The following is a 26,542-nucleotide window of genomic DNA, read 5'->3' on the forward strand; positions in this document are numbered from 1 at the left end:
TTCTGTAAATTTTAAAATTAAAGTACTTCAGGAGCTAATGAAATGACTTTCATATATTCTTTATCTCTCAGTTCACGGGCAACAGGTCCGAATACACGGGTACCTCTCATTTCGCCGGCTGCGTTAAGAAGAACACAAGCGTTATCGTCGAATTTGATGTATGAACCATCTTTTCTTCTTACTGCTTTTTTCGTTCTTACTACAACTGCTTTAGAAACAGTTCCTTTTTTTGCGTTCCCCTGTGGTGTAGAATCTTTGATAGTAACTACGATCTTATCACCAACTGAAGCGTATCTTCTTCTGGTTCCTCCCAGAACTCTGATAACTAGTACTTCTTTTGCACCTGTGTTATCAGCAACTTTTAATCTTGATTCGGTTTGTAACATTACTTAGCTTTTTCAATGATTCTTACTAATCTCCATCTCTTACTTTTACTTGTAGGTCTTGTTTCAGTAATTAATACTGTGTCGCCTTCAGTACACTCGTTGTTCTCGTCATGAGCGGTATATTTTTTCGTCTTAAGAACGAATTTACCGTACATCGGGTGTTTTACTCTCGTAGTTTCACTTACAACAATGGTCTTTTCCATTTTATTGCTGGAAACAATTCCGATTCTTTCTTTTCTTAAATTTCTATCCATGATAAAATGAAATTCTTATTGTTGTTTTAGTGTTAATTCAGTTTCAAGACGTGCGATTGTTTTTCTCATGTCTCTGATTTGAATAGGATTTTCAATCGGGCTGATTGCGTGTGACAATTTCAGTTTATTGAAATCTGCCTTTACTTCAGCTAATTTGTTTTGAATGTCTCCTGCGCTTAGATTTTTGATGTCAGCTTTTTTCATAATAATTTCAGATTATTGAGGTTGAACAAAATCGTTAGCGACTACAAATTTGGTAACTACCGGTAATTTTTGAGCGGCAAGTCTAAGTGCTTCTTTCGCAACATCGTAAGGAACACCTCCAACTTCGAACATAATTTTTCCTGGTTTCACTACAGATACCCAATATTCTACGGCACCTTTACCTTTACCCATCCTTACTTCGGCTGGTTTTTTGGTAATTGGCTTATCCGGGAAAATTTTGATCCATAGCTGACCTTCTCTTTTCATATATCTTGTAGCAGCAATACGCGCTGCTTCAATTTGTCTTGCAGTGATCCAAGCACCTTCTGTTGCTTTGATACCGAAGGTTCCGTAAGCGAGTTGATTCCCTCTTTGGGCAATCCCCTTCATCTTCATCTTGTGAACTTTACGGAATTTGGTTCTTCTTGGTTGTAACATAATTTCTTAAATTTTAGATTTTAGATTTTAGCTTTTAAAAAAGTAACGGTCATTTAAAACTGTCCTCTAAAATTTTATTAATTATTTTCTATCTCTTGGTCTTCTATCGCCTCTGTCCCCTCTGTCATTACGATCATTTCTGTCGCCTCTTCCTCCAGCTGCTTTCTTTTGTTGTCCTACTAATGGGGAAAGGTCTCTTCTACCGTATACCTCACCTTTCATGATCCAAACTTTTACTCCCAATTTACCGTATTGAGTAAGTGCTTCACCGATATGATAATCGATATCTGCTCTAAAAGTTGACAATGGAATTCTTCCGTCTTTGAAAGATTCGCTTCTTGCCATCTCCGCTCCGTTCAATCTACCAGAAATCTGTACTTTGATTCCTTCTGCTCCCATTCTCATGGTGCTTTGAATTGCCATTTTCACGGCTCTTCTGTAAGAAATTCTGTTTTCAATCTGTTTTGCGATACTGTCAGCAACTAATACTGCATCAAGTTCAGGTCTTTTGATTTCGAAGATATTGATCTGGATGTCCTTATCGGTAATCTTTTTTAATTCTTCTTTTAATTTATCAACTTCCTGTCCTCCTTTACCGATGATCAATCCCGGTCTGGCTGTAGTGATTGTTACTGTTACTAATTTCAGGGTTCTTTCAATATAGATTTTTGAAATACCGCCTTTAGATAATCTTGCTTCAAGGTATCTTCTGATTTTGTAATCTTCAGCGATTCTGTCGCCGTAGTTTTTACCACCAAACCAGTTTGAATCCCATCCTCTGATGATACCTAATCTGTTACCAATTGGATTTGTCTTCTGTCCCATACCTTGATTATTTGTTTTCTTTAGTACCTAAAATTAACGTAATGTGGTTTGATCTTTTTCTGATTCTATGGCCTCTACCTTGTGGTGCAGGTCTTAGTCTCTTCAATTGTCTTGCACTATCAACCATAATTTCTTTTACGATTAAGTTTGCTTCTTCAATATCAGCACCTTCATTTTTCGTTTGCCAGTTAGCCATTGCAGAAAGAAGAACTTTCTCCAATTTGTTAGAAGCATCCTTTTTTGAAAATTTAAGGATAGCTAAAGCTTTATCTACTTCAACTCCTCTGATGATATCAGCAACTAATCTCATCTTTCTTGGAGAAGACGGGCAATCATTATGTAACGATTTTGCCACATCCTGGTTTGCTATTTTACGTGCTAATGCACTTTCTCTTTTTCTTGATCCCATGATTATCTACCTCCTTTATTTTTGTTACCACCGTGACCTCTGAAAGATCTTGTCGGAGAAAATTCGCCTAACTTGTGACCTACCATGTTTTCAGTTACATATACAGGGATAAAAGATTTCCCGTTGTGTACTGCGATGGTTTGTCCTACGAAGTCCGGGGAGATCATTGATGCTCTGGACCAAGTTTTAATTACTGTCTTTTTATTAGCTTCTATATTAGCCTGAACCTTCTTATCTAAAGTATGATGGATGAAAGGTCCTTTTTTAAGTGATCTTGCCATAATTATTTTCTTTTAGATACGATAAATCGGTTAGACGCTTTGTTTTTCTTTCTTGTTTTGTAACCTTTAGCCGGTTTACCGTTTCTAGATCTTGGGTGACCACCTGATGATTTACCTTCACCACCTCCCATTGGGTGATCTACAGGGTTCATTACAACCGGTCTTGTTCTAGGTCTTCTTCCTAACCATCTGCTTCTACCTGCTTTACCTGAAACGGTAAGCTGATGGTCGCCGTTGGAAACAGATCCGATCATTGCCATACATTCAGTAAGAATCATTCTGGATTCTCCTGAAGGTAATTTTACGATCGCGTATTTACCGTCTCTTGAAGTTAACTGTGCTGAAGATCCTGCACTTCTTGCCATTACTGCTCCCTGACCAGGTCTCAGCTCGATACAAGAAACAACAGTTCCCAAAGGAATGTTCTTCAATTTCATTGCATTACCTACGTTAGGCTCTGCAGTTTCCGCAGCGATTACTTTCTGGTCCACTTTGATACCGTTTGGAGCGATGATATATCTCTTCTCTCCGTCTGTGTATTCTACTAGCGCGATGAAAGCAGTTCTGTTCGGATCGTACTCTACAGTTTTTACCGTTCCTTCAACATCAAACTTGTTTCTTTTGAAGTCGATAATTCTGTATTTTTGTTTGTGTCCACCTCCGGTGTAACGCATGGTCATTTTACCAGTATTGTTACGACCACCTGACTTTTTAATACCAACAGTTAGAGACTTCTCTGGTTTGTTGGTAGTAATTTCCTCAAAGTTGTTAACAACTCTGAATCTCTGTCCCGGGGTGATAGGTTTTAATTTTCTAACAGACATTACTATTGATTATTTAATTAATTCGTTGCAAAAATATCAATCACTTCACCTTCAACAAGGGAAACAACTGCTTTTTTCAATTTGTTGGTTTTCCCAACCTGTAATCCTTTTTTGGTGTGTTTCGAGGAAACTTTAGGAGCGTAAATCATTGTTCTTACGTCTGCTACTTTTACACCGTAAGCTTCTTCTATCGCTTTTTTGATTTGGATTTTATTCGCTTTTGTATTCACAAAAAAAGAATAAGCTCCTCTCAAATCTGTAAGATAGTTTGCTTTTTCTGAAATGATAGGTTTAATAATAATAGACATGATTTATTTTCTTAAGTTTTCCTGAAATTTTTCGATAGCACCTTCTAAAAATACAATCTCGCCAGCGTTTACTAAATCATAAGAACTGATCTCGTTATAAGTCAAAACTTTAGTTTTAGGTAAATTTCTTGATGACAGATATACATTCTTGTTAGCTTCCGGTAAAATATAAAGAGATTTTTTACCTTCAAATCCTAATGCATTGTTCAGTGTGATAAATTCTTTAGTTTTCGGAGCTTCAAAGTTGAAAGCTTCTAAAACTTTAATTGAATTGTCTCTCATTTTCTGAGAAAGCACAGATTTTTTTGCTAATCTTTTCAAAGCTTTGTTCAGTTTGAATCTGTAGTCTCTTGGTTTTGGACCGAAAACTCTACCTCCACCTCTGAAAGTTGGCGATTTGATATCACCGTATCTCGCAGATCCAGATCCTTTTTGCTTTTTAAGCTTTCTTGTAGAAGCAGTAATTTCGCTTCTTTCTTTTGATTTATGTGTTCCCTGACGCTGAGCAGCAAGGAATTGTTTCACTTCTAAGTAAACCGCGTGCTGATTTGGCTCAATTCCGAAGATTGCCTCATCTAACTGAACTGTTCTTCCGGTTTCTTTTCCTGATGTATTGAATACTACTAGTTCCATTTTCTGATAATTACATAAGAATTTTTTGCTCCCGGAACAGCACCTTTTACTACTAAAAGATTTTGTTCTTCATCTACTCTTAACACTTCAAGGTTTTGAACGGTAACTTGCTTACCACCCATTCTACCTGCCATACGCATTCCTTTGAATACTCTTGACGGGTCGGAACCTGCACCAATAGAACCTGGGGCTCTAAGTCTGTTGTGCTGTCCGTGAGTCGCTTGCATTACCCCACCGAAGTTGTGTCTTTTAACAACCCCCTGGAAACCTTTTCCTTTTGAAGTTCCTGTAACGTCAACATACTCGCCTTGCGCGAACAGATTAACTTTTACTTCATCTCCTACAGATAAGTTGTCTACGAATTCATGATAGAATTCTACCAACTTAGCTTTTGGAGCAGAACCAGCCTTTTTAAAATGGCCAGCTAACGCTTTACCAACGTTCTTTTCACTCTTGTCATCGAAACCAAGCTGAGCAGCTTTGTACCCATCTTTTTCTACGGTTCTGACCTGTAAAACCGAGCAAGGACCTGCCTGAATAACAGTACACGGCATGTTTTTGCCGTTCTCGTCAAACAAGGAAGTCATCCCGATTTTTTTACCAATAATACCTGACATTGTTTATATATATTATTTAAAATTCACTATTATCAATCGAGGTTTAGGTGATTTCTATTTCTGAAATAGGCATACTTCTTCCCTAAATTGAGTGTGCAAATGTATGAAGTTTTTTTGAATTGACAAACAGGCAGTTAAAAATATTTTGATATTTAATACAAAAAACTTCAGATACTCTGAAGTTTTTGAAATGTCTGACTGTGAAACGGTTAATTATAACCCGGCAAATTTTCAACTTTAAAAATAAACTGACTGAAATTTGAGTAAAAACTGAATCTTTCAGGAAATCGGAAAGAGCTACTGGTCTTCTTTTTTTATTTCTTTCTTTATTCTAAGATTAGCATCTTTCAATTCCTCATCGTATTTCGCAACGTCGTTCGAGTATCACATATGCAAATCATAAAATAGGTCCTAAATGCAGTTTGGGAAGTTGACCGGACAATTAGTCATTAAAATTCGTGAAGAAAAAGGAACTCAACATTTATTCGATCAACTGTAAACTTGAGAACTAATTTTGAGAAATGGAAGATGTTGAAATTCTGAGGTTAATGAAGATTGCGACTGGACTACGGGAATTAGTAAAGAAACCAATCACAGATTTTTCGGTAGGAAGAGCTCACTTGTACTTTAAGATTTAATCAAGTAAAAAAAGCAAACTGTCGGAAATTCCATCGGTAAAAAAGTATATTTAATCTGCTACTCCACTTCTTCCCGTTTAGAAAAAACGATTGAGATACGATTTTGGACATTCCTACTTTAAAACTATCTGGAAAATATCGATCTTTACCATATATAAAGCAGAGATTTCTGACCAACAATTAAAAGAAGTGAAAAAACATTTAAACAGAAACTACCCAATTAATATATTGCATAGCCAAAATCATACTTCGAAAGCTTTACATGGAACCTGTTCTTATCATAATCACTTTAGAGAAAAATTAAATTAAAAATATGAAAATTATATTGCTACTACACTGCTGTTTCGTTTTGCTCCTCAATTGTCAAACTGCGACATTTCAAAAAAACAGTAATAATCAAAATCCAGATCAATCTTTTGTTGGAACCTGGAGCGGAGCTTTACCCAACAGTAAAAGTCCAATTCATAAGAGTTGGCAAATTACAAGAAAATCAGATGGAAGCTTTACTAAATCTGAAATTTTGTCCATCAAAGGAAGAATGCAAAAAATAAACAGAAAAGGTACCTGGTGGATAAAAGATGGGATGTATTATGAAAAGTATGACTTAGATGAAATCTACCAAATTATGGAATATAAGTTACTGAAAGATCATAAAATTCAATTCACATCGAAAGAAGATGGTTCTGTTTCTGTAGAATCGCCAGAACTACAGAAATAGATTTCCAATTGATTGTTAAAAAAAAATGGCTGCTTCCCTTATGGTGAAGCAGCCATTTGTATCCACGAAAAGCTCTAGTTATTTTTTAATAAATTTAGTTTTGGTTACACTGCCATCATTTGCAAATGAAATCACGTAGGATCCCTTTAGTAAACTGCTTACATTGATCTCCCCGTCATCAATCTGTCCTTTTGCGACTAATCTTCCTGTTGCATCATAGATTGTATAAGTCGATTTTGCCGAAATGTTTTTAACGAAAAGAACATCAGTTGCAGGATTAGGATAAATTTGAACTATATTTTTCCCAATTTCTGAGGTTGCAAGTGCTGCGGTTAAAGTTACCTTATTCACTGCGTAAAATACGTTTCCGATTGCAGAAACTCTTACGTAAGGAGTCGAAGCCCCTAAAGATGAAGGGAAAGTAACAGCCGCTGTTCCATTATTGGGAGCAGAAGCAGAAAGAACTGTCCAAGTGGCACCGTTATCAGTAGTATAATCAATTTTTACATTTGCAACATTGTATGGAGCAGCTGTAGTCCCTGAAACAACCCAAGTCACATTTACAGGACTTCCAGCAGCACCAGAAGCTGCATTTACTTTAAAAGCTGCGGCGGCACCTACTACAACAACCTGATTTGCAGAGACTGTTTGAGCTTGTCCTCCAATTTTATTATCGCGTACGGTAACACGGAAATTGGTAGTTCTTGCTACAGTAGAAGCAGCCTCAAAATCGGCTGTATTTTTTACAGCACCACCTAATACAGTAGATAATTTGGGGAAATATCTGGTTGGTGAACTTACTGCAGGCAAAGATCTAAAGCTAGCTCCAGAAGCAGTATTTCCGATATTTGATTTTGTAACACCATTACTCAGTTTACTATAATCTACTTGTTCCCAAGAATAGGTAAGTGCATCCATATCTGGATCAGTAGCCACTGCGGTGAGAACAAATGCAGTTCCTTTTGGAATTGTATAAGTGGTAGACATTGGCGTAATTACTGGTGGATTATTTGAAATAGGTGTTTCTACATCAACACTAGTTGCAGCAAGAACAGCTTGAACCTGATCAATACTTACACTATGAAAGTAAGGGTCAGAATGCGCTTGTACATCGGTAGTAGAACCTGTAATACCTGCATATCCCATAATAGTAGAACCAGAACCTGGCTCCATTTCTTTATTTAAGTAATTTTCATAAAAACTGTATGTATGGCTATCACCTAACTGATGGCCCATTTCATGTGCTACATAATCAATGTCAAAATTATCACCGAAAGGCTGATTATCTGCCGGAGAGGTAATACCACTTCCTTTGTAATTATCTGGTGATAAATAGGCATAACCACAATCTTGCGGATCTGCGGGATAAGAGGTAAAAGCGGTATCATTACTTCCGATACAACCGATACATCCAGCATTACCACCACCACCAGTCGCGCCGAATAAATGACCAATGTCAAAATCATTATCATTAACCCCAAAAGCTCCATTATGCAGGGTGTTCATCAATTCATAATTCCATTTGCAAAATTCTGAGGCAGGGCTGAAAGGGTCTGTTGCAGCATCAGTGAAAATTAAATTGGGAGCATTAATAACATTTAGATGTAAATTAAACTCTTGTTCAAAAACCCCATTAACCCTCGTCATCGTTGCATTGATTTGAGCTAGTGCACCTGCTGTCCCATTAAAGTACGTCGTGTATTCTCCTGTTACTGCCATTGCAAGTCTCAATGTATGGAATTTTTTGTTATTGGACTTACCCTCGGCATCATCCATGAATTTCTGTAATCTAGCAACAGAAGCAACACCCTCTTTGGTTTTGCAGGCAAATGCATGTCCTTCTTTACTGGTTTTGCTGTGTAATGAGTAAATCGATTTCTCACCGTTGGCTGCTTCGATAAATTCATATTTCCCGTTGCTGATCATCATCGACTGAAAATCATTGGGAGCCACACTGAAGCGGATGTATTTAGAAGGATCATCTATCCCGGTTCCTACATAAGATCCCAGTTGGTACTGCGCAGCGACAGCTTCATCAAAAACCGGAAAACTATTTACTGCAAACCTTTCCATTTTACCTTCAGCATTCGGAATTTCAATCGTTACAGGTTTGCTCAGGTCACCCACTTTCTGGGCAGACAAAAGTTGCATCCTGATCTTGTTCATGTCTAATTTGTAATAGACAGAATTGTCGCTTTTTCTAGTGATAGATTCGTTTCCTGCTGTTTTGCTCCATTGCGCCTTTGCAGTGAAAGAACATAAAGTAAGTAATCCTAGAAATAAAGAAGTAATATTCTTATTCATGTTAAATTTTTAAGGCGACAAATGTAAATAAAAACAGTCTATATTTTTAATAAAATATTGAAATATCTATCATATTTATTACACAAGTATTATTTAAATAAATTAAACCTTACAGAAAAGTCCAACGGTTATGAAAAATAAAAAAGTCCCATCAAAAAATGAATAGTATTTTGATATTTAATGCAAAAAACTTCAGGGTATGCTGAAGTTTTTGGAATGAACTGAATTTGAAACGGTTAATTATAACCCAGCAAATTTTCAACTTTAAAAATAAACTGACTGAAATTTGAGTAAAAACTGAATCTTTCAGGAAATCGGAAAGAGCTACTGGTCTTCTTTTTTTATTTCCTCCTCTATCCTCCGGTTCCGCATTTTCAGCTGCTGATTGTCTTCCGCGGCATCAATGGAGTGTGACATATGCAGATCCTCATCCTCCTCGGCGAGCGATGACAGCTTTTCATAATATTTATGCAGCTTATCGAGTTCCTTTTCGGTCAAATCCTCGATATCGACGATTCTGTTGCTTGCTTTTTCATGGGCTGCAATCAGTTCGTTCAGTTTGATCTGTATGGCTTTAGAATCTTTATTCTGCGCTTTCTGAATGAGGAAAACCATGAGAAAGGTAACGATCGTTGTACCGGTGTTGATCACCATTTGCCAGGTCTCAGAAAATTTGAATATAGGACCCGTAGCCGCCCAGATAATTACCAAAATTGTAGCGCCGATAAAAGCGCCGGCACTTCCGGTAAATTTACTTGCCCAATTCGCAAAATCGTCAAAAAAACTTTTGTTCTGTCCGTTTTCCATTTGTATTAATTTTTGATCACGAAGTGTGCGAACAAATAGTGTGCTAATATTATCCGTCCTAAAATGTACTGCAATCCGAAATATGACAGCTCTCAAGTAAGATTAAGGAAAAAACAAAGCAGCTGTATGTTTTTGGTATTAAAAATAGAATTAATAAACCGGAGGATTTTATCAATAAATCCTGATCCCCGAAAACAAAAAAAATTCCCTCTTCTTTCGAAAAGGGAATTTCTATCATAGCAAAGTGCAAATTATCACACTTTAATTTCTACGTCAACTCCTGAAGGAAGCTCTAATTTCATTAGGGCATCTACAGTTTTAGAAGAAGAAGAATAGATGTCCATCAGTCTTTTGTGAGCTGAAAGCTGGAACTGTTCTCTTGCTTTTTTGTTTACGTGCGGAGATCTCAATACGGTGAAGATTCTCTTGTTCGTTGGCAAAGGAATCGGGCCGTTTACCACAGCGCCGGTTGCTTTTACCGTTCTCACGATTTTCTCAGCAGATTTATCTACTAAATTGTAATCGTAAGATTTTAATTTTATTCTGATTCTTTGTGACATTTTAATTTAGATTTAAAGATTAACCTCTTGCTTTTTCGATTACAGATTCAGCTACGTTTGAAGGTGCTGCTTCGTATTTCTCGAATTCCATAGAAGATGTAGCTCTACCTGAAGAAAGTGTTCTCAATGTAGTTACATAACCGAACATTTCAGAAAGCGGAACGAATCCTTTGATTACTTTCGCATTGTTACGGTCATCCATACCATTTACAGTACCTCTTCTTTTGTTAAGGTCACCTACGATATCACCCATGTATTCTTCTGGAGTTACCACTTCAATTTTCATGATTGGTTCCATGATTACAGGTTTAGCTTTTCTACCAGCTTCTTTGAAGCCCATCTTCGCTGCAAGTTCGAAAGAAAGTGCATCTGAATCCACAGGGTGGAAAGATCCGTCTTTCAAAGTTACTTTGATACCTTCAATTTCGAAACCTGCTAAAGGACCATTCTTCATCGCTTCTTTGAAACCTTTTTCTACGGAAGGAATAAATTCTTTAGGAATGTTACCCCCTTTGATTTCATTGATGAATTCAAGACCTGGTTTGTTGTCATCAGCCGGAGCCAATTCGAACACGATATCAGCAAATTTACCACGTCCACCAGATTGTTTTTTGTAAACTTCTCTGTGGTTAGCAGACATTGTAAGGTTTTCTTTGTACTCTACCTGTGGCTGTCCCTGGTTAACTTCAACTTTGAACTCTCTTCTCATACGGTCAACAATAATGTCGAGGTGAAGTTCACCCATACCGGAGATGATTGTCTGTCCTGAAGCTTCGTCAGTTTTAACCTGGAAAGTAGGATCTTCCTCAGCAAGTTTTGCTAAAGCGTTACCCATTTTATCCTGGTCAGCTTTAGTCTTAGGCTCTACCGCGATACCGATTACAGGATCAGGGAATACCATAGATTCAAGAACGATAGGATGTTTCTCATCACAAAGGGTATCACCAGTTTTGATGGATTTAAATCCAACTGCTGCACCAATATCCCCAGCTTCGATGAATTCAATAGGCTCTTGCTTATTGGCATGCATCTGGAAGATACGGGAGATTCTTTCTTTATTGTTTGATCTTGTGTTCAAAACGTAAGATCCAGCATCAAGTCTTCCTGAATAAGCTCTGAAGAATGCAAGTCTTCCTACGAAAGGATCTGTTGCAATTTTAAAAGCTAATGCCGCGAAAGGCTCAGTAACTGAAGGTTTTCTGGAAATAGGCTCATCTGTTCTTGGATCTGTACCGTCGATTGCCTCCTTGTCCATTGGTGAAGGAAGATATCTACAAACAGCATCAAGCATGAACTGTACTCCTTTGTTTTTGAATGAAGAACCACATGTCATCGGAATGATGCTCATATCCAAAGTTGCAGCTCTAAGTGCAGCATGAATTTCCTCTTCAGTAATGGAGTTTTCGTCTTCCATAAACTTCTCAAGAAGATTTTCGTCATATGCAGCGATTTCTTCAATCAGCTGTGCTCTGAACTGCTTCACTTCGTCAGCCATCTCAGCCGGGATCTCTACGATATCAAAAGTAGAACCATGATTTTCATCGTGCCATACAATCGCACGGTTTTTCACTAAATCTACAACACCTTTGAAATCAGCTTCGTCACCGATTGGCAATACGATTGGAACTGCATTAGAACCAAGCATTTCTTTTACCTGCTTACAAACGTTCAGGAAATCAGCTCCCTGTCTGTCCATTTTATTTACGAATCCCATACGTGCAACTTTATAGTTGTCCGCAAGTCTCCAATTGGTTTCAGACTGAGGTTCTACTCCATCTACTGCAGAGAAAAGGAATACAAGTCCGTCAAGTACACGAAGGGAACGGTTTACCTCTACGGTAAAATCAACGTGTCCCGGTGTATCGATAATGTTGAAGTGATAATCTTTGGCTTCCGGAAGAGCTTTTCCCTGCTCAGTTGGGAATTTCCAGTCTACAGTTACTGCTGCAGATGTAATGGTAATCCCTCTTTCAGCTTCCTGCTCCATCCAGTCGGTAGTAGCACCACCTTCATGGGTTTCACCAATTTTGTGATTCTTTCCGGAATAAAATAAAATTCTTTCTGTAGTGGTGGTTTTCCCTGCATCAATGTGCGCAGCGATACCAATGTTTCTTGTAAGTTTAAGATCTCTTGCCATTTCAGATTAGAATTTAAAGTGTGAAAATGCTTTGTTTGCTTCAGCCATTCTGTGAGTGTCTGTTTTCTTTTTGTAAGCAGCACCTTCTTCTTTTGCAGCAGCGATAACTTCAGCAGCTAATTTCTGAGCCATTGATTTATCGTTTCTTGCTTTTGAATATTTAATTAACCATTTCATTGCCATAGAAATTTTTCTGTCAGCTCTGATTGGCATTGGAATTTGGAAGTTAGCACCACCGATTCTTCTTGAACGTACTTCTACGTGAGGCATTACGTTGGTTAAAGCATCTTTCCAGATCTCCAAAGAAGTTTTTTCGTTTTCTCCTTTTTTACTTTCTACAAGGTCTAAAGCATCATAGAAAATTTTGAATGCGATAGATTTTTTACCATCCAGCATCAAATTGTTTACAAATCTCGTTACCAGCTGATCATTAAATTTAGGATCCGGTAACAACGGTCTTTTTTTCGCTTTCGTCTTTCTCATTGTTTCGTTTCTTTAAAAATTAATGATTACTTTTTCTTACCTTTTGCTGGTGCTGCAGCTGCCTGACCTGGTTTTGGTCTCTTAGCTCCGTACTTCGATCTTCTCTGTGTTCTGCCGGCTACTCCAGCGGTGTCCAAAGCTCCACGAACAATGTGATAACGTACTCCCGGTAGGTCTTTCACCCTTCCTCCGCGTACCAATACTATCGAGTGCTCTTGAAGATTGTGTCCTTCGCCCGGGATATAAGCGTTGACTTCTTTACCGTTAGAAAGTCTTACCCTTGCAACTTTTCTAAGTGCAGAGTTAGGTTTCTTAGGTGTGGTAGTATATACTCTTGTACATACACCTCGTCTTTGTGGACAGGAATCAAGTGCAGCCGATTTACTCTTCTTGGTAAGTGCGACTCTTCCTTTTCTAACTAATTGTTGAATAGTAGGCATTTAATTGCTTTTTATTTTAGGGTGCAAAACTAATGATTATTTTTTAATCTACAAAACACAATTATCTAATTTATAAGAATTTGCGATTTGCGTTTCATCATAATCATTTTAGTGTCATTTCTGATATATATAAAACCATTGCTTTACATTACTATCAAGATTAAATTTGGAAAGATTTCTCTGAAGAGGCGCCACCTCTTCAGGTTTTAAGGCATAGAAAACAATCCTGCTGATAGCCGGTCCATAATTTGCGAAAGATGTCCATGAAGAAACAGGAATCCAATTTGCTGGCGGGCTTCCCGGAAACCATTCAGGGTAAATTACAGCAATTCCGCATTTTTTTTCTTTGGCATAATCTGTAATATACTTTTTGTTTTCTGTAATGTAACGCTCCCGCGAATGATGCTTATTATTAATTTTTATTGTTGCAATATCTGTACTTCCAAGGCCCACCATATCCAACAGCTGCACATGACTGAAATAGGAAATGGCACCGATATCATTAGCCAATACTTTTTCTCCTTTGTAATATTCCCCCAAAAACCTGGACATTTCTATTTGCTGCTCATTGATACCTTTGCTTGAGTATTTCAGCGGTAAATGATGATAAACAAAACGGTATGCAGAAACCATAATCACAACGGTCACGCTGCCAATCATTAAGAGATCAGATAAATTAACTTTTATGTTTTTGAATGAAAATCCTTTAAAAAAGTCAGCAATAATCGGGATAATGACCAGTAATACAGCAATCATCACGTAATTCTCGTACCTATATTTCAGGAAAGCAAAAAGAGAATGCAAAACCGCCATCGAAACCACCGTTATGATTAATGTTTCAGATTTAAAAAGCACAGTGATTTTTGACTTTCTGTATTTATTAATTAAATAAACCACAATAATTACAAACGGAAAGAAAAGACATTTATAAAAACTGGAATTAAGCAAAATTCCTTTCTCCAGAATATTCCATATACTATATAAGAAATGTTCATCTGAAGGATAACTTCCCTTTATCATGACAGAATTGGGAAAAAAGTATCCGCCACTTTTTACAGAGATTAAGCCGAAAATAACAATAGGCAAAAAGCCGGTGATCAAAACCAACACCGATTTCCAAATTTCTTTTCTCAGCGAAAGTGCCAGAGCTAAACTCACTGTAAAAAACATGCTTTCAAACCTTATAACCGAAATGAAAAATACAACAGCAAGCATTTTCAAAAAGTCTCTTCGATCGAAATCAGAATTTACGTTTTGATGAATTAGATAAACTGCCACAGTTATTAAGAACATGTGAAGCGTATGCTCCATACCCAATAAAGCAGAAAAATATAACATAGAAAAAGGAAGAAGCAATACAATTGCCCACTTCATCTCGCGCTCCCCATAATTTTCTTTGAAATACCTGTACACCATATATACAGTGAGGTATCCAAAAAAGACGTTAATAATTAATGGGTAATATTCCCAGTCTCCAAAGACTTTTATTAATGCAGTAAGTAACAATGTGTATAGTATGGAGGAAGAGGCGCTGTCAAAGCCACTGGTGTTAACACTCCATATTCCATAATCTGCAAAATTCCTTGCTAAAGCTAAATGAATATATACATCATCAATAGGATAAATATAGCGATGACCTTCCGGCAACTGCCACCAACCAAGAAAAAAATAAAAACCAGTGACAATTGTGAAAATTAGTAAAAACGCATATAAATACTTCCTCATGGTGCAAATATGCAAAATTTAATTCCTTATCTCAACTTTTACTATATATTTGTACTCCGAAAACACAAATATCTGATGAAAAAAATTCTACTTTTTTTATTCTTTTCGCAATTCTGCTTTTCCCAACAATGGAGCATCTCATTTGCCGAAAGATCAGCCCTTATAAGCATCTACAATTCCACTTCCGGTGAACAGCTGTGGAGCCAAAAATGGGACCTCACAAAAGATCCAAAAACCTGGTACGGAATTAAAATAAAGAACGGAAACGTTACCGAAATTAATCTACGCGGGAATGCACTGAAAGGCAGTTTTCCATCAGTGTCCGGATTTTCAAAACTTCAGAAGCTGGATTTAAGTTCCAATCAGCTTTACGGAGATATTTTGCCGGCGATTTCTTCACTTACTAATCTAGTCCGTTTAGACATCAGCAATAACAGATTAACCGGTGATCCTACCACTGCTATTCTTCCGCTTTCAAATCTTCAGGAAATTTCTGTCGGCAACAATCAGTTTGTCTTTGCGGACATCAATACCTTTCTGCAGAATTTTCCTTCCCTAAAAGTCCTGGATCTTTCGCATACCAGTTTAACTGCAGTTCCACAAAACATTTCAACTCTAACCAATTTAGAGTCGCTGAACTTAAGCAATAATACGCTCTCACAAAATTTCAGCAAGTTGTCGCCGCTGATTAAACTTACGGAACTCAATCTTTCCGGAAATCAGCTTACAAGAATTCCGACAGAACTCGCCTCTTTAACGTCACTCACTTCTTTGGATGTAAGCCACAATTTATTTTCAACTAATTACGCAACAGTTTTAACCAGTCTAAAAAAACTCGAATGGTTATCACTGGGAAGCAACCAGATCACAATGTTCCCGGCTGAGCTTACTCAGTTGAAAGATTTAATACACCTTAATATTTCTGACAATAAAATTTCCGGCGGTTTTGAAAGCTTATTGCCTTTAAAGCAGCTGGAGCAGATCTATCTGGATAAAAATTTAATTTCGGGCAATTTTCCTCCGGCGCTTCTTCAGTTCGAAAAACTTCAGATGGTTTCGCTTACAGGAAATCAGCTTTCTGGGGAAATCCCGGAAAATATTCCGGCACTTACTTTTCTGGAAAATAACAGATTTACCAAGCAGGAAATTAAAAATTTCATTCTTAGAGAAAAAGCGCTGGCCGATTTCACTTACTCGCCTCAACGTTATGATGAACCGAAAACGGTCTACGCATCTTTAGGCGGTTCAGCTTCTTTGCCGCAGTCGATTTCCGGGAGTGATTATCAGTTTGCCTGGTTCAAAAATCTTGACCAAAAAACCGCTGCCTCGGCAGAAAGTTATTACATCAGCCGTGTGGAGGAAGAAGATTATACCGATTACATCTGTGAAGCTTATGTTTTCGAGAAACTACCGCGCGAACTGATGGAAATTTCCTTTTTCAGAGAACCTGTGACACTGGTGAAAGATTTGGCAACCGCGGAAATAAACCGTGATTTGGTTGTTTATCCTAATCCGGCCACAGATTTTATCAATATTAAAACTACAAAATTAGATATCGAGAAAGTATTTATTTTTGATTTGAGCGGCAAACTTTTAATTTCAGAAAAATCAAGAAGAATAAACATAAGCCACTTACCTTCTGCTACTTATGTTATTTCCATTAAAACTTCCGACGGATTAAAATCTTTCAAATTCATCAAACAATAAATTACACATTGACTTCATATTTACAAAAATCGTCTTTTCAGAGGCGATTTTTTGTTTTGAATATTTACATTTGTTAAAACATATTCTCCTGAAATGAATGAAGTTCGGCTTAAATCAATCCTCGACAACGATTTCTATAAAATCACGATGCAGAATGCGGTGATCAAACTTTTTCCTAACGAAAGAGTAAAATACGAGTTTATCAACCGCGGAAAACATCTCTTCCCCGCGGGCTTTGATACTGAACTCAGGAAATGCGTGAATGCAATGGCGGAACTGAAGCTCACCAAGGACGAAAAAGAATTCCTCCGCATCACCTGTCCATATCTCGATTTGCCTTACCTTGATTTCCTGGGCGGTTATCATTATGATCCAGCAGAAGTTCAGATTCGGCAGACAGGAAACGACCTCAGCGTTACTGTTGAAGGCGAATGGTACCGTACGATCTTATGGGAAGTCCCTCTTTTGGCTTTAATTTCCGAACTGTATTACGCAATGCACGGTATGGAAAGAGATTCCGACGAAAGTGTTATCATGAATACGCTCGAAAAAGCCCGTGAACTGAATGATTTAGGAGTAACTTTCGCTGAGTTCGGAACCCGTCGGAGACATTCCTATAAAGTGCATGATTTGGTAATGGATGCTTTGACGCAAAATAAATCCTCAAAATTCACCGGTTCCTCTAATATACATTTTGCGATGAAATATGGCGTAAAACCGATCGGTACTCACGCGCACGAATGGTTTATGTTTCACGGTGCCGAATACGGTTTTAAGATGGCCAACGCACTTTCTTTGGAACATTGGGTGGATGTTTACCGGGGAGATTTGGGCGTTGCGCTGTCTGACACTTATACTACAGACGTTTTCTTTCAGCAGTTTGACAAAAAATTCGCGAAACTTTTCGACGGCGTCCGTCACGACAGCGGCGACCCAATCGAATTTGCGTACAAAACCATTGAACATTATAAAACTAACGGCATCAATCCTTTATTTAAATATATTATTTTTTCCGACGGATTAAATATGGAAAAAGTTGCAGAAATCACCCACGCCTGTAACGGAAAAATCGGGATCTCTTTCGGAATCGGAACCAACCTGACCAACGATGTGGGGCTGAAACCCATGAACATCGTTATGAAACTCATCGCGGCAAAATCAATCAATGGCGATTGGATTCCTACAGTAAAACTTTCCGACGAGCACGGAAAATACACAGGTGACCCCAAAATGATTGAACTGGCGAAAGAATTTCTGAGAATTAAAGATTAAATCACTTGCCGAAAATAGAAAACAAACCAAAACCAAATACCATGAAAATTCTGATTTCTGCTCTGATATTTTGCGCTTTTACTCTTTGCAGTGCACAGCAAACCGTTCAGCAAAATCCTAAATTTGATCAAAAACTTGCCGATTCTTTAGGAGCTGACCGGTTGGGAATGAAAAATTATATGCTGGTCATTCTTAAAACAGGCCCGAAAGACAAAGAAATAACCGATAAAAGCAAACGCGAAGAATTGTTTAAAGGACATTTTTCTAACATGAAGGAAATGGGAAAATCCGGGAAACTGAAAATGGCAGGCCCATTTGCTACCAGTAACAAACTAGGTTACCGGGGAATTTTTCTTCTTGATGTAAAAACCGAAGACGAAGCCAGAACGCTCATACAAAATGATCCCACGATAAAAAACGGAATTTTCGATGTAGAAATTTTACCCTGGTATGGTTCTGCAGCTATTCCGATGCACCAGAAATATCACGAGAAAATTGCAAAAGAAAACCCTTAGAAACTTTCAGAATAAACCTTCCTTCAACTCTGTTCTGGAATAATTTGTAAGAACTTTCCCGCAAAACAAAAAAAACAATATTTTTTCTTCCTATTTTTGAAATATGGAAATCACGACTTTATTTACTGGTATTATTCTCGGTGCAATTCTGGGTGCCGTAATTTTATATTTCATCTTAAAATCTGCAAATGTTCCCCGAAAAGATTTTGACGAACTTAATTATAATTTCATCCGCACAAATGCTGATTTACAAAACTCAAACCTGAAAAACAGCGAATTAGACCAAATTATTCAATTCGAAAAACAGACAAATCTTCAGCAAACTGAGACAATTAATAACCTGAAAAGCAATCTCGCTCAACTATCAGCTGAAAATAATGCACAGCAACAAAAAATTAGTGAACAGGCAGAAATCAATAATTTTCAGACTTCGGAAATTAAAAATCTTCAGGCCGAAAAAAACAATCTGATTGCCGCAAAATCTCAGCTTACCGCTCAAAACGAAAACTTGCAGAAACTTCTCGACAGTCAGAAAGAAGAAATTTCAAAAATGCAGGAAATGGCAAAAGCTGAGTTTCAGAACCTTGCCAATAAAATTTTAGAAGAAAAAACCGAGAAATTCACCACTCTAAACCAAAATAATTTAAAGACGATTCTTGAACCTTTTCAGGAAAAAATGCAGGAACTGAAAAACAAAGTCGGTGAAACTTATGATAAAGAAGCTAAGGAAAGATTTTCTTTAGGCGAAAAAGTGAAAGAGCTCGCAGAACTGAATCAGCAGATTTCTGAAGATGCCAAAAAATTAACCCGCGCTTTAAAAGGTGAAAGCAAAACCCAAGGAAACTGGGGCGAAATGATTTTGGAAAGCATCCTTGAAAAATCCGGTTTGGTAAAAGGAAGAGAATATTTCCTCGAACATGAACTTCGCGACGAAGACAACAAGGCTTTATTTTCTGAATTTTCCGGCAAGAAAATGCGTCCTGACGCAGTGATAAAATATCCCGATGAAAGAAATGTTATCATTGATTCAAAAGTTTCCTTAACAGCATTTACGGAATTGGTTGATGAAAATGATTCCGAAATCTATCACATCAAAGTTAATCAGCATCTTTCTTCAGTGAAAAACCACATCAACCAGCTGAGCCAGAAAGCGTATGATGATTACGGCAAATCGCTGGATTTTGTGATGATGTTCATTCCCAGCGAACCGGCTTATATCGCGGCCATGCAGGCCGATCAAAACCTGTGGAATTTCGCCTACGAAAAAAGAATCCTGCTCCTGAATCCAAGCAATTTAATTACTTCTTTAAAGCTTATCGCCGACTTATGGAAACGCGAATACCAAAGTAAAAACGCGATGGAAATTGCAGAACGCGGTGCAAAACTCTACGATAAATTTGTAGGCTTTATTGATAATCTTGAAAAAGTCGGCAAAAATATCGATCAGGCCAAAAATGTCTATGATGAAGCTTTTAAACAGCTTTCTACAGGAAACGACAATCTTGTTCTGCAGACTCAAAAACTAAAAACTCTGGGCATCAAAAACAAAAAAGAACTTCCAAAAAGTCTGCTGGAAGCAACGGAAACCGAAAATCACATCAGTTTTTTCAAAGAAAACTAAAAATACTATTTTTGCAGAATGCTAATTGAAAGTCTTCACAACGAAAAAATAAAAAATTTAACCCGTTTAATAAGCGACAACCGCTTCCGGAAAAAATCCGGTGTTTTTGTGGTGGAAGGAAAACAGGAAAATGAAAGAGCCGTGAAATTCGGTTTTGAGATTCAGGAGTTTTTCATCTGCGAAAGTATTTTTGATGAGGACTTTCCGAAAGGGAAAATCCACCTGGTTTCAGAAAAAGTTTATGAAAAACTGGCATACCGGGGAACTTCCGAAGGAATTATCGGGGTGTATAAAACAAAAAGTGCCGAGCTTAATGAGTTTAAACCCAACAGCAATTCTTCGGTTATCATTGTGGAGAGCGTTGAAAAACCAGGAAATCTTGGAGCAATTCTCAGAAGTTGCGAAGCATTCGGGATCGATGCATTAATTGTTACCGATGCAAGAATAGATTTTTATAACCCAAATGTAATCCGGTCAAGTGTGGGCTGTTTATTCGGAATGAACGTTTTCCAATCCAGCAACGAGGAACTTTACGGATTTCTGCAGAAAAACAGCTTCTCAATATTCACCACTTTGATGGATGAAAGCGCAGAAGATCTTTACAAGAAAGATTTTAAGGGAAAAAGTGCATTACTTTTCGGTACAGAACATTCAGGCCTCAGTGACTTCTGGATCGGAAAAGGAAAAAACACACTAATTCCGATGGCAGGAAGTATAGATTCACTGAACCTGAGCAATGCAGTAGCTATCAGCTGTTACGAAATATTAAGACAAAAGCTTCAGTAATAGCAAAAAAAAACCGCTTCTCTGAGAGAAACGGTTATTTTGTTAAGCGTAGCTAATAATTATTTAGCGTCTTTAGCAGCATCTTTAGCAGCATCAGCAGCACCTTTAGCAGCTTCAGCAGCTCCTTTAGCAGCGTCAGCAGTAGTAGCAGCAGCACCTTGAGCAGCATCAACAGTAACAGCAGCAGCAGAATCAACAACAGCAGCAGCAGAATCTACAACTACAGCAGCAGAATCAACAGTTACAGCAGCAGAATCAGCAGCGTTAGCAGTTTCTACAGTTTCAGTTTTTTTACAAGCTACAAGAGCTAAAGCAGCGATACCAGCTACGAATAATGACTTTTTCATAATAAAATTAAATTTAATTGTTTTGTTATATTCTAATTTGTTGTTCTCATTTATCATTTCGAACAGGACAAAGGTATAGCGACATTTAAATTTGTTTTAGAAAATTAATTGTAATATATTTGTAAAACTGTTTTACAAAAAACAGATATTGATAATCAATACATTACGTAAAATTTAGCAATTGAGCGATTTAGATTTATTACACTTTGAACAGCTGAAAACGGAGGTACAAACTCAATATTTGGTGAATCACACTCCTTCTTTCGAAAATATTTCGAAATGGAAAGGTATAGATATCATTTATTTTCAGGAAGACCTGCGGAAAAAAGCCAAAGGTAACATCAGTGAAAAGTCTTTTTATACCTATTTCAAAAACTCCCCGGTTACTAAACTTCCACGGATCGACATGCTCAACATTCTCTCTGTTTATGCAGGTTATGTATCTTGGTACGACTTCAAGAAAAACCATCTTTTTGCAGACGAAATCTTGAAAGATTACGAAGAGAATATGGATTTGGAAGCGGAAGAACCGCAAAAAGAATCCGAAAATCTTCGAATTTCAGAATCTGAAAGCAAAAAAAGTGAAAGCACACCCGTTTTGGCTGAAAAAGATAACAATTCAGTTAGCGAAAATCTGGATTTACAAAAATCAAATACTGTAAATCAATTAGTTAAAGAAAAAACTACAAATTTATCAACTTATGATACGGCGGAGCAAAAATCAACTTTTTCTCTTGTAAAAAAATATATTTGGTTGGGAATATCGGCAATTCTAGCAGTTCTGGTTGGTCTTTTGGGTTTCAAGGATGAACTGTTCAGTAAAAAATACTATTACAGTTTTATTGATGCTGACCGAAACTCAAAAATCAATGCGGAACTTCAGGTTCAGATTCTCAAAGAAAATGAATCACCTATACTTTATGTCGCAAAACCGAACGAGCCGTTTGTTTATACGACGAAATCGAAAACACTAACAATGGTCGTTTCTTCTCCTTATTACAGAACAGATACCATTCAGAGAAATCTGGAAACTGCGCCGGAGGCGGAAAACATCGAACTGAAGCCGAATGATTACGCAATTATGCTTTTCTATTATTCCAAATCATTAAAAGATTTAAAGAAGAAAAGGGTAAGTTTAAATTATTTAATTAGTGATAATGCATTAATCTACCAGGTTTTTGACAATCAGTTTTATGGTGTGGAAACGATGGACAAACAGCGGTATATCAATCTGGTAACCTTACCTTCCACTTCCCTGGAAAAACTCGATGTAATTGATACTCAAGCTGATAAATCAGGAAAAATAGTAATGATCAAATTTAAAATTGACACTGATGATGAAAAAAAGTAACATAGTAGGCGTACTTATCGTTTTGTTTTTTGCGCTTATTGCCTGCAAAAAAGAGAAAACTGAAGTTTCCGATCTTGAAAAATTGAGAAATAACACCAATAAAGTTTCGTATCCTGTAGCAAAAATGGACAGCGCACAGGCGATTTCTTTTATTACAAAACAGAAGATACAGGAACTTCTGGACCTTTCTACGCTCTATACTTCCGGAAACCGTGACACTGAAATTGATTCCGTAATTTATGCGCAGATGCAAAGCTATTTCGCTGAAAACGATTCGAATAAACTAAAACCGATCCTAAAACAGCTTGACAGTTTTAAAGTAAAAACAGCAAAGGTTGGAAATATTTTCGTGAAGAAGGAAATCAAAGGACACGATACTTTAGATTTCGCAAAATTCGATGTGGAATATTTCGATCATAACGATAAACTGATCGGTAAATTCCAGAAAAATGCACAGTATATGCTGAAGCTTTCACCTGTGAAATTCAAAAAAGAATTTAAATTTTACTTTGTAGATTTTGACTCGGTTCCGGCGAAAGACAGCACTGCAGTAGGCGTGACCAAATAATCCAACGGAATATCGTTTTTCCAGACATCATCAATTTCTTCGTCAGGATTAAAGAAACCTATCCCAACTTTTACGGATTCCGGACTGATATTTTCAAAAAAACCGTCATAATAACCTTTGCCGTAACCTACTCTATTGCCGTGAAAATCACAATACAATAATGGAGTAATGACAAAATCAAAGTTTTTCTCGCCTGAATCTTTATTGCTTTCAGGCTCAGAAATTCCCCAGGAGTTTTTAATTAAAGGCGTTTCAGAACTAATTTCCACGGAAATCAGCTTATTCCGGAAAATTTTAGGAACAAAAACTCTTGCCTCACTTTCAAAAGCTTTATCTAAAAACAGCTTAGTATTTACTTCCCCTTTTTCAGGAATGGATAGAAAACAATGTATTTTCTTGCTTTCAGACAGTTTGAATTCACGGATGAAATTTTCAAAAATAGTTTCAGATAAAAGCGAAATCTGCTCCTGCGAAAGGTTTTCCCGCTTTTTCACATACTTTTTTCTCAGTTCAGCTTTTGTCATTTTTAAATTTCTTTTACCGAAATAATTTTTACAGGACAGGCTTTCGCAGCTTTATCACAAGGTTCCAAAGCCATATGATTAGGAGTTTTCAAGGTATAAAAACCCTTTCTGTCTTCCGTCTTTAAAAGCACTGATTTGCCGTCTTTTTTTGACATCCTGAAATATTCCGGTGCGAATTCTGCACAATAATTACAGCCGATGCATTTTTCGCGCTGAAGCGTAACGATAATCATCAGTTATTCTCAACGATTTTATACAGTTTATCGCTCGGTCTCATTCTGAAATCTGTTTTAAAGGTAATGATATCCGACTTCGAGGCTTTCTCAGCATGTGGTTTTTGATCAACCTGCATGGCTTCAAGAACCATTTCCTGCGAACCTGTAGTCGGTCCCTGAATCAAAATTCGATCTCCAACAGCAATATCGTAAGCTTCAATCAAAAATTCCGCGACATCCGATTTTGGATAGAAATGTCGGCCTTTTCCAATATAAACTTTCTTCTGCGTTGCACTGGAGCCGGAAGTATCGGACCATTCTCCCAATTCCTGGCCTAAATAATAACCATCCCAAAAACCTCTGTTATAAACGGTTTCAAGCTGCTTCATCCACTGCTCCACTTTTTCGGGACTGAATGTTCCTTTAGCAACAGCATCTATTGCTTCTCTGTAACATTTAGTCACCGTTGCGACATACTCCGGAGCTCTTCCGCGGCCTTCAATTTTTAAGACTTTCACGCCTGCTTCAACAATCTGATCCAGAAAACTGATTGTGCAGAGGTCTTTTGGTGACATCATGTATTCGTTTTCCAGTTCGATTTCGAAGCCGGTTTCCTGATCGATGACGGTATATTTTTTTCTGCAGTTCTGTTTGCAGGCGCCTCTGTTTGCGGAAGAATTTGCAGAATGCAGACTTAAATAACATTTTCCGGAAACAGCCATGCAAAGCGCACCGTGCCCGAAAATTTCTATTTCAACCAATTTTCCGGAAGGCCCTTTCACCTCATCCTTATCAATTTGGTCGCAGATTTTTTTGATTTGAGTTATGCTTAATTCCCGGCTCATTACCATCGTATCGGCGAAAAGCGCGTAGAATTTCACGGTTTCAATATTCGTGATATTGATTTGGGTCGAAATATGTACTTCAAGCCCAATCTGTCTCGCATAGGAAATCACTGCCTGATCCATCGCGATTACTGCTGTAAGATCTGCAGCTTTTGCTTTATCTAAAAGCGTTTTTATTAAAGATAAATCGTGATCGTAAATAATCGTGTTTAAAGTAAGATATGATCTTACCCCTTTTTCAGAACATCTTCTTGCAATTTCAGGCAGGTCGTCGATCGTGAAATTCATCGAAGCTCTGGCTCTCATATTCAGCTGTTCCACGCCAAAGTATACAGAATCTGCGCCGTTATCCAGTGCCGCCTGAAGAGATGTAAAATCACCAGCAGGAGACATTAACTCTATTTTTCCTGATGCTGTCATTATCCTAAAATTTTATATAATTTGTCAGATAACCTGATTCTGAAAGGGACTTCGAAAGTAATTTGATCTCCTTTTTTTGCTGTTTCACACGGACCTCCGTTGGCGAAAATTTCGGTAATCGTAAATTCCTGCTCTCCCGTTGTCGGACCGGAAATCAGCACTTTATCACCGATAGAAAGTTCATTGTTATCAATTAAAAACTGAGCTATTTTTGACTTCGTATAATAATGCTCGGCCTTTCCAACCAATATTTTTTTAACGGATATTTTCTGACGGATATTTTTCGTGCTTACTTTTGCCAAAGGCTTATCCGGTAAATCCCCAGACTTTTTAAATTTCAAGGCATCGGATTTTCCTTTTTTGAAAATTTTATTTCCAACCTGTAATCCTTTTCTCAGTTTTGCCTGTTCTTCCAAAGGCAAATGGATTGTTTCCAAACATTCTGTCGAACAGCAGTTTTCCATGGCGGCTTTACATTCGTCGCACTGAATAAACAGCAGGTGACAGGCATCGTTAAAGCAATTAGTATGATTGTCACACGGTTTTCCGCACTGGTGACACTGTGAAACAATATCATCAGTAATTCTCTCGCCTAAACGGTGGTCAAACACAAAGTTTTTACCAATGAATTTACTTTCAATATTTTCTTCTTTGATCTGACGTGCATATTCTATAATTCCGCCTTCGAGTTGGAAAACATTTTTAAAACCCTGATGCTTGAAATAAGCACTGGCTTTCTCACACCGGATTCCGCCGGTACAGTACATCAGCAGATTTTTGTCTTCCTTAAAATCCTGCAGCTGCTCATTGATGATCGGCAGACTTTCTCTGAAAGTTTCTACATCCGGAGTAATCGCCCCTTCAAAATGACCGACTTCACTTTCGTAATGATTTCTAAAATCGACAACAATGGTATTGGGATCTTCGAGTAAAGTATTGAATTCTTTGGCTTTTAAGTGAATTCCTTTGTTGGTGACATCAAAGGTTTCATCATTTAAACCGTCAGCGACAATTTTATGCCGCACTTTTATCGTGAGCTTTAAAAAAGAATGATTATCCTGCTCAACAGCGACATTTAGGCGGATCCCTTTCATGAAATCATAAACTTCCAGCGTATCGCGAAAAGCTTCAAAATGATCTGCAGGAACACTCATCTGAGCATTAATACCTTCATGGGCAACATAAATTCGGCCCAGCGCATCGAGTGCGTTCCAGGCTATAAATAATTCGTCGCGAAATTTTTGGGGATCTGAGATTTTGGCGTACGCATAGAAAGACAAAGTAAGGCGCTGCTTACCGGCTTCATCAATTAGTTGAGCTCTTTCTTCTGCGCTTAAGGTGTTATACAGTTGCATGCTATAAACGGTTTAAGTGAGAAAA

Annotated in this window: 31 protein-coding genes; 8 read left to right on the forward strand and 23 right to left on the reverse strand. The window is 37.6% G+C overall.

Features of this window, described 5'->3' with window-relative positions:
- Positions 1–17: 17 nt before the first annotated feature.
- From rplN to rplC, 11 genes are all read right to left on the reverse strand, one after another.
- The gene (gene rplN, locus KSK37_RS09005) at positions 18–386 is read right to left on the reverse strand and encodes a 50S ribosomal protein L14 (RefSeq protein WP_031503404.1); all 369 of its coding nucleotides are present in this window, start codon (positions 384–386) and stop codon (positions 18–20) included.
- Positions 386–643: a 30S ribosomal protein S17 gene (gene rpsQ / locus KSK37_RS09010; protein WP_088358795.1), complete on the reverse strand. Its 258-nt coding sequence runs from the start codon at positions 641–643 to the stop codon at positions 386–388. The genes rplN and rpsQ overlap by 1 nt, the downstream gene beginning before the upstream one ends.
- Before the next feature lie 12 nt (positions 644–655).
- Positions 656–844 (reverse strand): 50S ribosomal protein L29, encoded by a 189-nt coding sequence (gene rpmC, locus KSK37_RS09015; RefSeq protein ID WP_088358796.1) that lies wholly within the window; start codon positions 842–844, stop codon positions 656–658.
- Between the two features lie 12 nt (positions 845–856).
- Positions 857–1,282: a 50S ribosomal protein L16 gene (rplP, locus tag KSK37_RS09020; RefSeq protein WP_088358797.1), complete on the reverse strand. Its 426-nt coding sequence runs from the start codon at positions 1,280–1,282 to the stop codon at positions 857–859.
- An 81-nt stretch (positions 1,283–1,363) separates the two neighbouring features.
- A complete protein-coding gene (rpsC, locus tag KSK37_RS09025; RefSeq protein WP_088358798.1) occupies positions 1,364–2,107 on the reverse strand; it encodes a 30S ribosomal protein S3 in 744 nt (247 codons plus the stop codon).
- A gap of 7 nt (positions 2,108–2,114) precedes the next feature.
- Complete coding sequence (rplV, locus tag KSK37_RS09030; protein ID WP_088358799.1) at positions 2,115–2,516, reverse strand: 50S ribosomal protein L22; 402 nt, start codon at positions 2,514–2,516, stop codon at positions 2,115–2,117.
- A gap of 2 nt (positions 2,517–2,518) precedes the next feature.
- Positions 2,519–2,797, reverse strand: a complete 279-nt coding sequence (rpsS, locus tag KSK37_RS09035; RefSeq protein ID WP_088358800.1) for a 30S ribosomal protein S19 — start codon at positions 2,795–2,797, stop codon at positions 2,519–2,521.
- 2 nt (positions 2,798–2,799) lie between these two features.
- Positions 2,800–3,621 (reverse strand): 50S ribosomal protein L2, encoded by an 822-nt coding sequence (rplB, locus tag KSK37_RS09040; RefSeq protein WP_088358801.1) that lies wholly within the window; start codon positions 3,619–3,621, stop codon positions 2,800–2,802.
- 17 nt (positions 3,622–3,638) lie between these two features.
- Entirely contained in the window at positions 3,639–3,929 is a 291-nt protein-coding gene (gene rplW, locus KSK37_RS09045; RefSeq protein ID WP_088358802.1) for a 50S ribosomal protein L23, read from the reverse strand.
- A 3-nt stretch (positions 3,930–3,932) separates the two neighbouring features.
- Positions 3,933–4,562, reverse strand: a complete 630-nt coding sequence (gene rplD, locus KSK37_RS09050; RefSeq protein WP_088358803.1) for a 50S ribosomal protein L4 — start codon at positions 4,560–4,562, stop codon at positions 3,933–3,935.
- Positions 4,553–5,179 (reverse strand): 50S ribosomal protein L3, encoded by a 627-nt coding sequence (gene rplC, locus KSK37_RS09055; RefSeq protein WP_088358804.1) that lies wholly within the window; start codon positions 5,177–5,179, stop codon positions 4,553–4,555. The genes rplD and rplC overlap by 10 nt, the downstream gene beginning before the upstream one ends.
- Positions 5,180–6,130: 951 nt before the next feature.
- On the opposite strand from rplC, the gene KSK37_RS09060 reads away from it, so the two are divergent.
- Positions 6,131–6,535 (forward strand): hypothetical protein, encoded by a 405-nt coding sequence (locus tag KSK37_RS09060; protein WP_217200964.1) that lies wholly within the window; start codon positions 6,131–6,133, stop codon positions 6,533–6,535.
- Between the two features lie 78 nt (positions 6,536–6,613).
- Here the strand turns inward: KSK37_RS09060 and KSK37_RS09065 are convergent, their stop codons facing one another.
- The 7 genes from KSK37_RS09065 to KSK37_RS09095 all read right to left on the reverse strand — a co-directional run bounded on the left by KSK37_RS09065 (position 6,614) and on the right by KSK37_RS09095 (position 14,991).
- Positions 6,614–8,839, reverse strand: a complete 2,226-nt coding sequence (locus KSK37_RS09065; RefSeq protein ID WP_217200966.1) for a zinc-dependent metalloprotease — start codon at positions 8,837–8,839, stop codon at positions 6,614–6,616.
- Positions 8,840–9,163: 324 nt separating this feature from the next.
- The gene (locus tag KSK37_RS09070; protein WP_088358807.1) at positions 9,164–9,646 is read right to left on the reverse strand and encodes a low affinity iron permease family protein; all 483 of its coding nucleotides are present in this window, start codon (positions 9,644–9,646) and stop codon (positions 9,164–9,166) included.
- Positions 9,647–9,900: 254 nt separating this feature from the next.
- Positions 9,901–10,206 carry a 30S ribosomal protein S10 gene (gene rpsJ / locus KSK37_RS09075; RefSeq protein WP_031503579.1) on the reverse strand — a complete coding sequence of 102 codons (306 nt, stop codon included), beginning with the start codon at positions 10,204–10,206 and terminating at the stop codon, positions 9,901–9,903.
- A 19-nt stretch (positions 10,207–10,225) separates the two neighbouring features.
- Positions 10,226–12,343: an elongation factor G gene (fusA, locus tag KSK37_RS09080; protein ID WP_088358808.1), complete on the reverse strand. Its 2,118-nt coding sequence runs from the start codon at positions 12,341–12,343 to the stop codon at positions 10,226–10,228.
- A 6-nt stretch (positions 12,344–12,349) separates the two neighbouring features.
- Positions 12,350–12,826 (reverse strand): 30S ribosomal protein S7, encoded by a 477-nt coding sequence (gene rpsG, locus KSK37_RS09085; RefSeq protein ID WP_088358809.1) that lies wholly within the window; start codon positions 12,824–12,826, stop codon positions 12,350–12,352.
- A gap of 26 nt (positions 12,827–12,852) precedes the next feature.
- The gene (gene rpsL / locus KSK37_RS09090; RefSeq protein ID WP_015806756.1) at positions 12,853–13,266 is read right to left on the reverse strand and encodes a 30S ribosomal protein S12; all 414 of its coding nucleotides are present in this window, start codon (positions 13,264–13,266) and stop codon (positions 12,853–12,855) included.
- 114 nt (positions 13,267–13,380) lie between these two features.
- Positions 13,381–14,991: a glycosyltransferase family 39 protein gene (locus KSK37_RS09095; RefSeq protein WP_217200967.1), complete on the reverse strand. Its 1,611-nt coding sequence runs from the start codon at positions 14,989–14,991 to the stop codon at positions 13,381–13,383.
- Positions 14,992–15,066: 75 nt separating this feature from the next.
- Here KSK37_RS09095 and KSK37_RS09100 point away from each other — a divergent pair, with 75 nt between their 5' ends.
- The 5 genes from KSK37_RS09100 to KSK37_RS09120 all read left to right on the forward strand — a co-directional run bounded on the left by KSK37_RS09100 (position 15,067) and on the right by KSK37_RS09120 (position 20,892).
- Complete coding sequence (locus KSK37_RS09100; protein ID WP_217200969.1) at positions 15,067–16,698, forward strand: leucine-rich repeat domain-containing protein; 1,632 nt, start codon at positions 15,067–15,069, stop codon at positions 16,696–16,698.
- 93 nt (positions 16,699–16,791) lie between these two features.
- Positions 16,792–17,970, forward strand: coding sequence for a nicotinate phosphoribosyltransferase (pncB, locus tag KSK37_RS09105; RefSeq protein ID WP_217200971.1), 1,179 nt, complete (start codon positions 16,792–16,794; stop codon positions 17,968–17,970).
- A 41-nt stretch (positions 17,971–18,011) separates the two neighbouring features.
- Positions 18,012–18,485 (forward strand): YciI family protein, encoded by a 474-nt coding sequence (locus KSK37_RS09110; RefSeq protein ID WP_088359427.1) that lies wholly within the window; start codon positions 18,012–18,014, stop codon positions 18,483–18,485.
- Positions 18,486–18,588: 103 nt separating this feature from the next.
- Positions 18,589–20,106 carry a DNA recombination protein RmuC gene (locus tag KSK37_RS09115; RefSeq protein WP_217200972.1) on the forward strand — a complete coding sequence of 506 codons (1,518 nt, stop codon included), beginning with the start codon at positions 18,589–18,591 and terminating at the stop codon, positions 20,104–20,106.
- An 18-nt stretch (positions 20,107–20,124) separates the two neighbouring features.
- Complete coding sequence (locus tag KSK37_RS09120; protein WP_217200974.1) at positions 20,125–20,892, forward strand: TrmH family RNA methyltransferase; 768 nt, start codon at positions 20,125–20,127, stop codon at positions 20,890–20,892.
- Between the two features lie 59 nt (positions 20,893–20,951).
- Here KSK37_RS09120 and KSK37_RS09125 read toward each other — a convergent pair whose 3' ends face one another.
- The gene (locus KSK37_RS09125; RefSeq protein ID WP_217201324.1) at positions 20,952–21,239 is read right to left on the reverse strand and encodes a hypothetical protein; all 288 of its coding nucleotides are present in this window, start codon (positions 21,237–21,239) and stop codon (positions 20,952–20,954) included.
- A 181-nt stretch (positions 21,240–21,420) separates the two neighbouring features.
- On the opposite strand from KSK37_RS09125, the gene KSK37_RS09130 reads away from it, so the two are divergent.
- Positions 21,421–22,590 carry a hypothetical protein gene (locus tag KSK37_RS09130; RefSeq protein WP_217200975.1) on the forward strand — a complete coding sequence of 390 codons (1,170 nt, stop codon included), beginning with the start codon at positions 21,421–21,423 and terminating at the stop codon, positions 22,588–22,590.
- Positions 22,574–23,158, forward strand: coding sequence for a hypothetical protein (locus tag KSK37_RS09135; protein ID WP_246566405.1), 585 nt, complete (start codon positions 22,574–22,576; stop codon positions 23,156–23,158). Before KSK37_RS09130 ends, KSK37_RS09135 begins: the two co-directional genes overlap by 17 nt.
- On the opposite strand, the gene KSK37_RS09140 is transcribed toward KSK37_RS09135, so the two are convergent.
- From KSK37_RS09140 to trhO, 4 genes are read right to left on the reverse strand one after another with little or no spacing between them, the layout of a single operon-like run.
- Entirely contained in the window at positions 23,095–23,682 is a 588-nt protein-coding gene (locus KSK37_RS09140; protein ID WP_217200977.1) for a 5-formyltetrahydrofolate cyclo-ligase, read from the reverse strand. The two genes, KSK37_RS09135 and KSK37_RS09140, sit on opposite strands and share 64 nt — an antisense overlap.
- A 2-nt stretch (positions 23,683–23,684) precedes the next feature.
- On the reverse strand, positions 23,685–23,915 hold the full coding sequence (locus KSK37_RS09145) for a ferredoxin (RefSeq protein ID WP_088358818.1): 231 nt from the start codon (positions 23,913–23,915) through the stop codon (positions 23,685–23,687).
- Positions 23,915–25,162 carry a peptidase U32 family protein gene (locus KSK37_RS09150; RefSeq protein WP_217200979.1) on the reverse strand — a complete coding sequence of 416 codons (1,248 nt, stop codon included), beginning with the start codon at positions 25,160–25,162 and terminating at the stop codon, positions 23,915–23,917. Before KSK37_RS09150 ends, KSK37_RS09145 begins: the two co-directional genes overlap by 1 nt.
- Positions 25,162–26,517: an oxygen-dependent tRNA uridine(34) hydroxylase TrhO gene (gene trhO / locus KSK37_RS09155; RefSeq protein WP_217200981.1), complete on the reverse strand. Its 1,356-nt coding sequence runs from the start codon at positions 26,515–26,517 to the stop codon at positions 25,162–25,164. The genes KSK37_RS09150 and trhO overlap by 1 nt, the downstream gene beginning before the upstream one ends.
- Between the last annotated feature and the right edge of the window lie 25 nt (positions 26,518–26,542).

The sequence above is a fragment of the Kaistella soli genome, from assembly GCF_019038595.1.
Lineage (GTDB): Bacteria > Bacteroidota > Bacteroidia > Flavobacteriales > Weeksellaceae > Kaistella > Kaistella soli.

What these genes read in the sequence shown, in the direction of transcription:
- pncB (WP_217200971.1), top strand. Translation starts at nt 16,792, where the DNA reads ATGAATGAAGTTCGGCTTAAATCAATCCTCGACAACGATTTCTATAAA.
- rplC (WP_088358804.1), bottom strand. Translation starts at nt 5,179, where the DNA reads ATGTCAGGTATTATTGGTAAAAAAATCGGGATGACTTCCTTGTTTGAC.
- rpmC (WP_088358796.1), bottom strand. Translation starts at nt 844, where the DNA reads ATGAAAAAAGCTGACATCAAAAATCTAAGCGCAGGAGACATTCAAAAC.
- rplW (WP_088358802.1), bottom strand. Translation starts at nt 3,929, where the DNA reads ATGTCTATTATTATTAAACCTATCATTTCAGAAAAAGCAAACTATCTT.
- rplB (WP_088358801.1), bottom strand. Translation starts at nt 3,621, where the DNA reads ATGTCTGTTAGAAAATTAAAACCTATCACCCCGGGACAGAGATTCAGA.
- rplP (WP_088358797.1), bottom strand. Translation starts at nt 1,282, where the DNA reads ATGTTACAACCAAGAAGAACCAAATTCCGTAAAGTTCACAAGATGAAG.
- rpsJ (WP_031503579.1), bottom strand. Translation starts at nt 10,206, where the DNA reads ATGTCACAAAGAATCAGAATAAAATTAAAATCTTACGATTACAATTTA.
- KSK37_RS09065 (WP_217200966.1), bottom strand. Translation starts at nt 8,839, where the DNA reads ATGAATAAGAATATTACTTCTTTATTTCTAGGATTACTTACTTTATGT.
- rplV (WP_088358799.1), bottom strand. Translation starts at nt 2,516, where the DNA reads ATGGGATCAAGAAAAAGAGAAAGTGCATTAGCACGTAAAATAGCAAAC.
- rpsS (WP_088358800.1), bottom strand. Translation starts at nt 2,797, where the DNA reads ATGGCAAGATCACTTAAAAAAGGACCTTTCATCCATCATACTTTAGAT.
- KSK37_RS09135 (WP_246566405.1), top strand. Translation starts at nt 22,574, where the DNA reads ATGATGAAAAAAAGTAACATAGTAGGCGTACTTATCGTTTTGTTTTTT.
- rpsL (WP_015806756.1), bottom strand. Translation starts at nt 13,266, where the DNA reads ATGCCTACTATTCAACAATTAGTTAGAAAAGGAAGAGTCGCACTTACC.
- rpsG (WP_088358809.1), bottom strand. Translation starts at nt 12,826, where the DNA reads ATGAGAAAGACGAAAGCGAAAAAAAGACCGTTGTTACCGGATCCTAAA.
- KSK37_RS09150 (WP_217200979.1), bottom strand. Translation starts at nt 25,162, where the DNA reads ATGACAGCATCAGGAAAAATAGAGTTAATGTCTCCTGCTGGTGATTTT.
- trhO (WP_217200981.1), bottom strand. Translation starts at nt 26,517, where the DNA reads ATGCAACTGTATAACACCTTAAGCGCAGAAGAAAGAGCTCAACTAATT.
- rplN (WP_031503404.1), bottom strand. Translation starts at nt 386, where the DNA reads ATGTTACAAACCGAATCAAGATTAAAAGTTGCTGATAACACAGGTGCA.
- KSK37_RS09140 (WP_217200977.1), bottom strand. Translation starts at nt 23,682, where the DNA reads ATGACAAAAGCTGAACTGAGAAAAAAGTATGTGAAAAAGCGGGAAAAC.
- KSK37_RS09060 (WP_217200964.1), top strand. Translation starts at nt 6,131, where the DNA reads ATGAAAATTATATTGCTACTACACTGCTGTTTCGTTTTGCTCCTCAAT.
- rpsC (WP_088358798.1), bottom strand. Translation starts at nt 2,107, where the DNA reads ATGGGACAGAAGACAAATCCAATTGGTAACAGATTAGGTATCATCAGA.
- KSK37_RS09095 (WP_217200967.1), bottom strand. Translation starts at nt 14,991, where the DNA reads ATGAGGAAGTATTTATATGCGTTTTTACTAATTTTCACAATTGTCACT.
- KSK37_RS09120 (WP_217200974.1), top strand. Translation starts at nt 20,125, where the DNA reads ATGCTAATTGAAAGTCTTCACAACGAAAAAATAAAAAATTTAACCCGT.
- KSK37_RS09070 (WP_088358807.1), bottom strand. Translation starts at nt 9,646, where the DNA reads ATGGAAAACGGACAGAACAAAAGTTTTTTTGACGATTTTGCGAATTGG.
- KSK37_RS09100 (WP_217200969.1), top strand. Translation starts at nt 15,067, where the DNA reads ATGAAAAAAATTCTACTTTTTTTATTCTTTTCGCAATTCTGCTTTTCC.
- rplD (WP_088358803.1), bottom strand. Translation starts at nt 4,562, where the DNA reads ATGGAACTAGTAGTATTCAATACATCAGGAAAAGAAACCGGAAGAACA.
- fusA (WP_088358808.1), bottom strand. Translation starts at nt 12,343, where the DNA reads ATGGCAAGAGATCTTAAACTTACAAGAAACATTGGTATCGCTGCGCAC.
- KSK37_RS09115 (WP_217200972.1), top strand. Translation starts at nt 18,589, where the DNA reads ATGGAAATCACGACTTTATTTACTGGTATTATTCTCGGTGCAATTCTG.
- KSK37_RS09125 (WP_217201324.1), bottom strand. Translation starts at nt 21,239, where the DNA reads ATGAAAAAGTCATTATTCGTAGCTGGTATCGCTGCTTTAGCTCTTGTA.
- KSK37_RS09145 (WP_088358818.1), bottom strand. Translation starts at nt 23,915, where the DNA reads ATGATTATCGTTACGCTTCAGCGCGAAAAATGCATCGGCTGTAATTAT.
- KSK37_RS09110 (WP_088359427.1), top strand. Translation starts at nt 18,012, where the DNA reads ATGAAAATTCTGATTTCTGCTCTGATATTTTGCGCTTTTACTCTTTGC.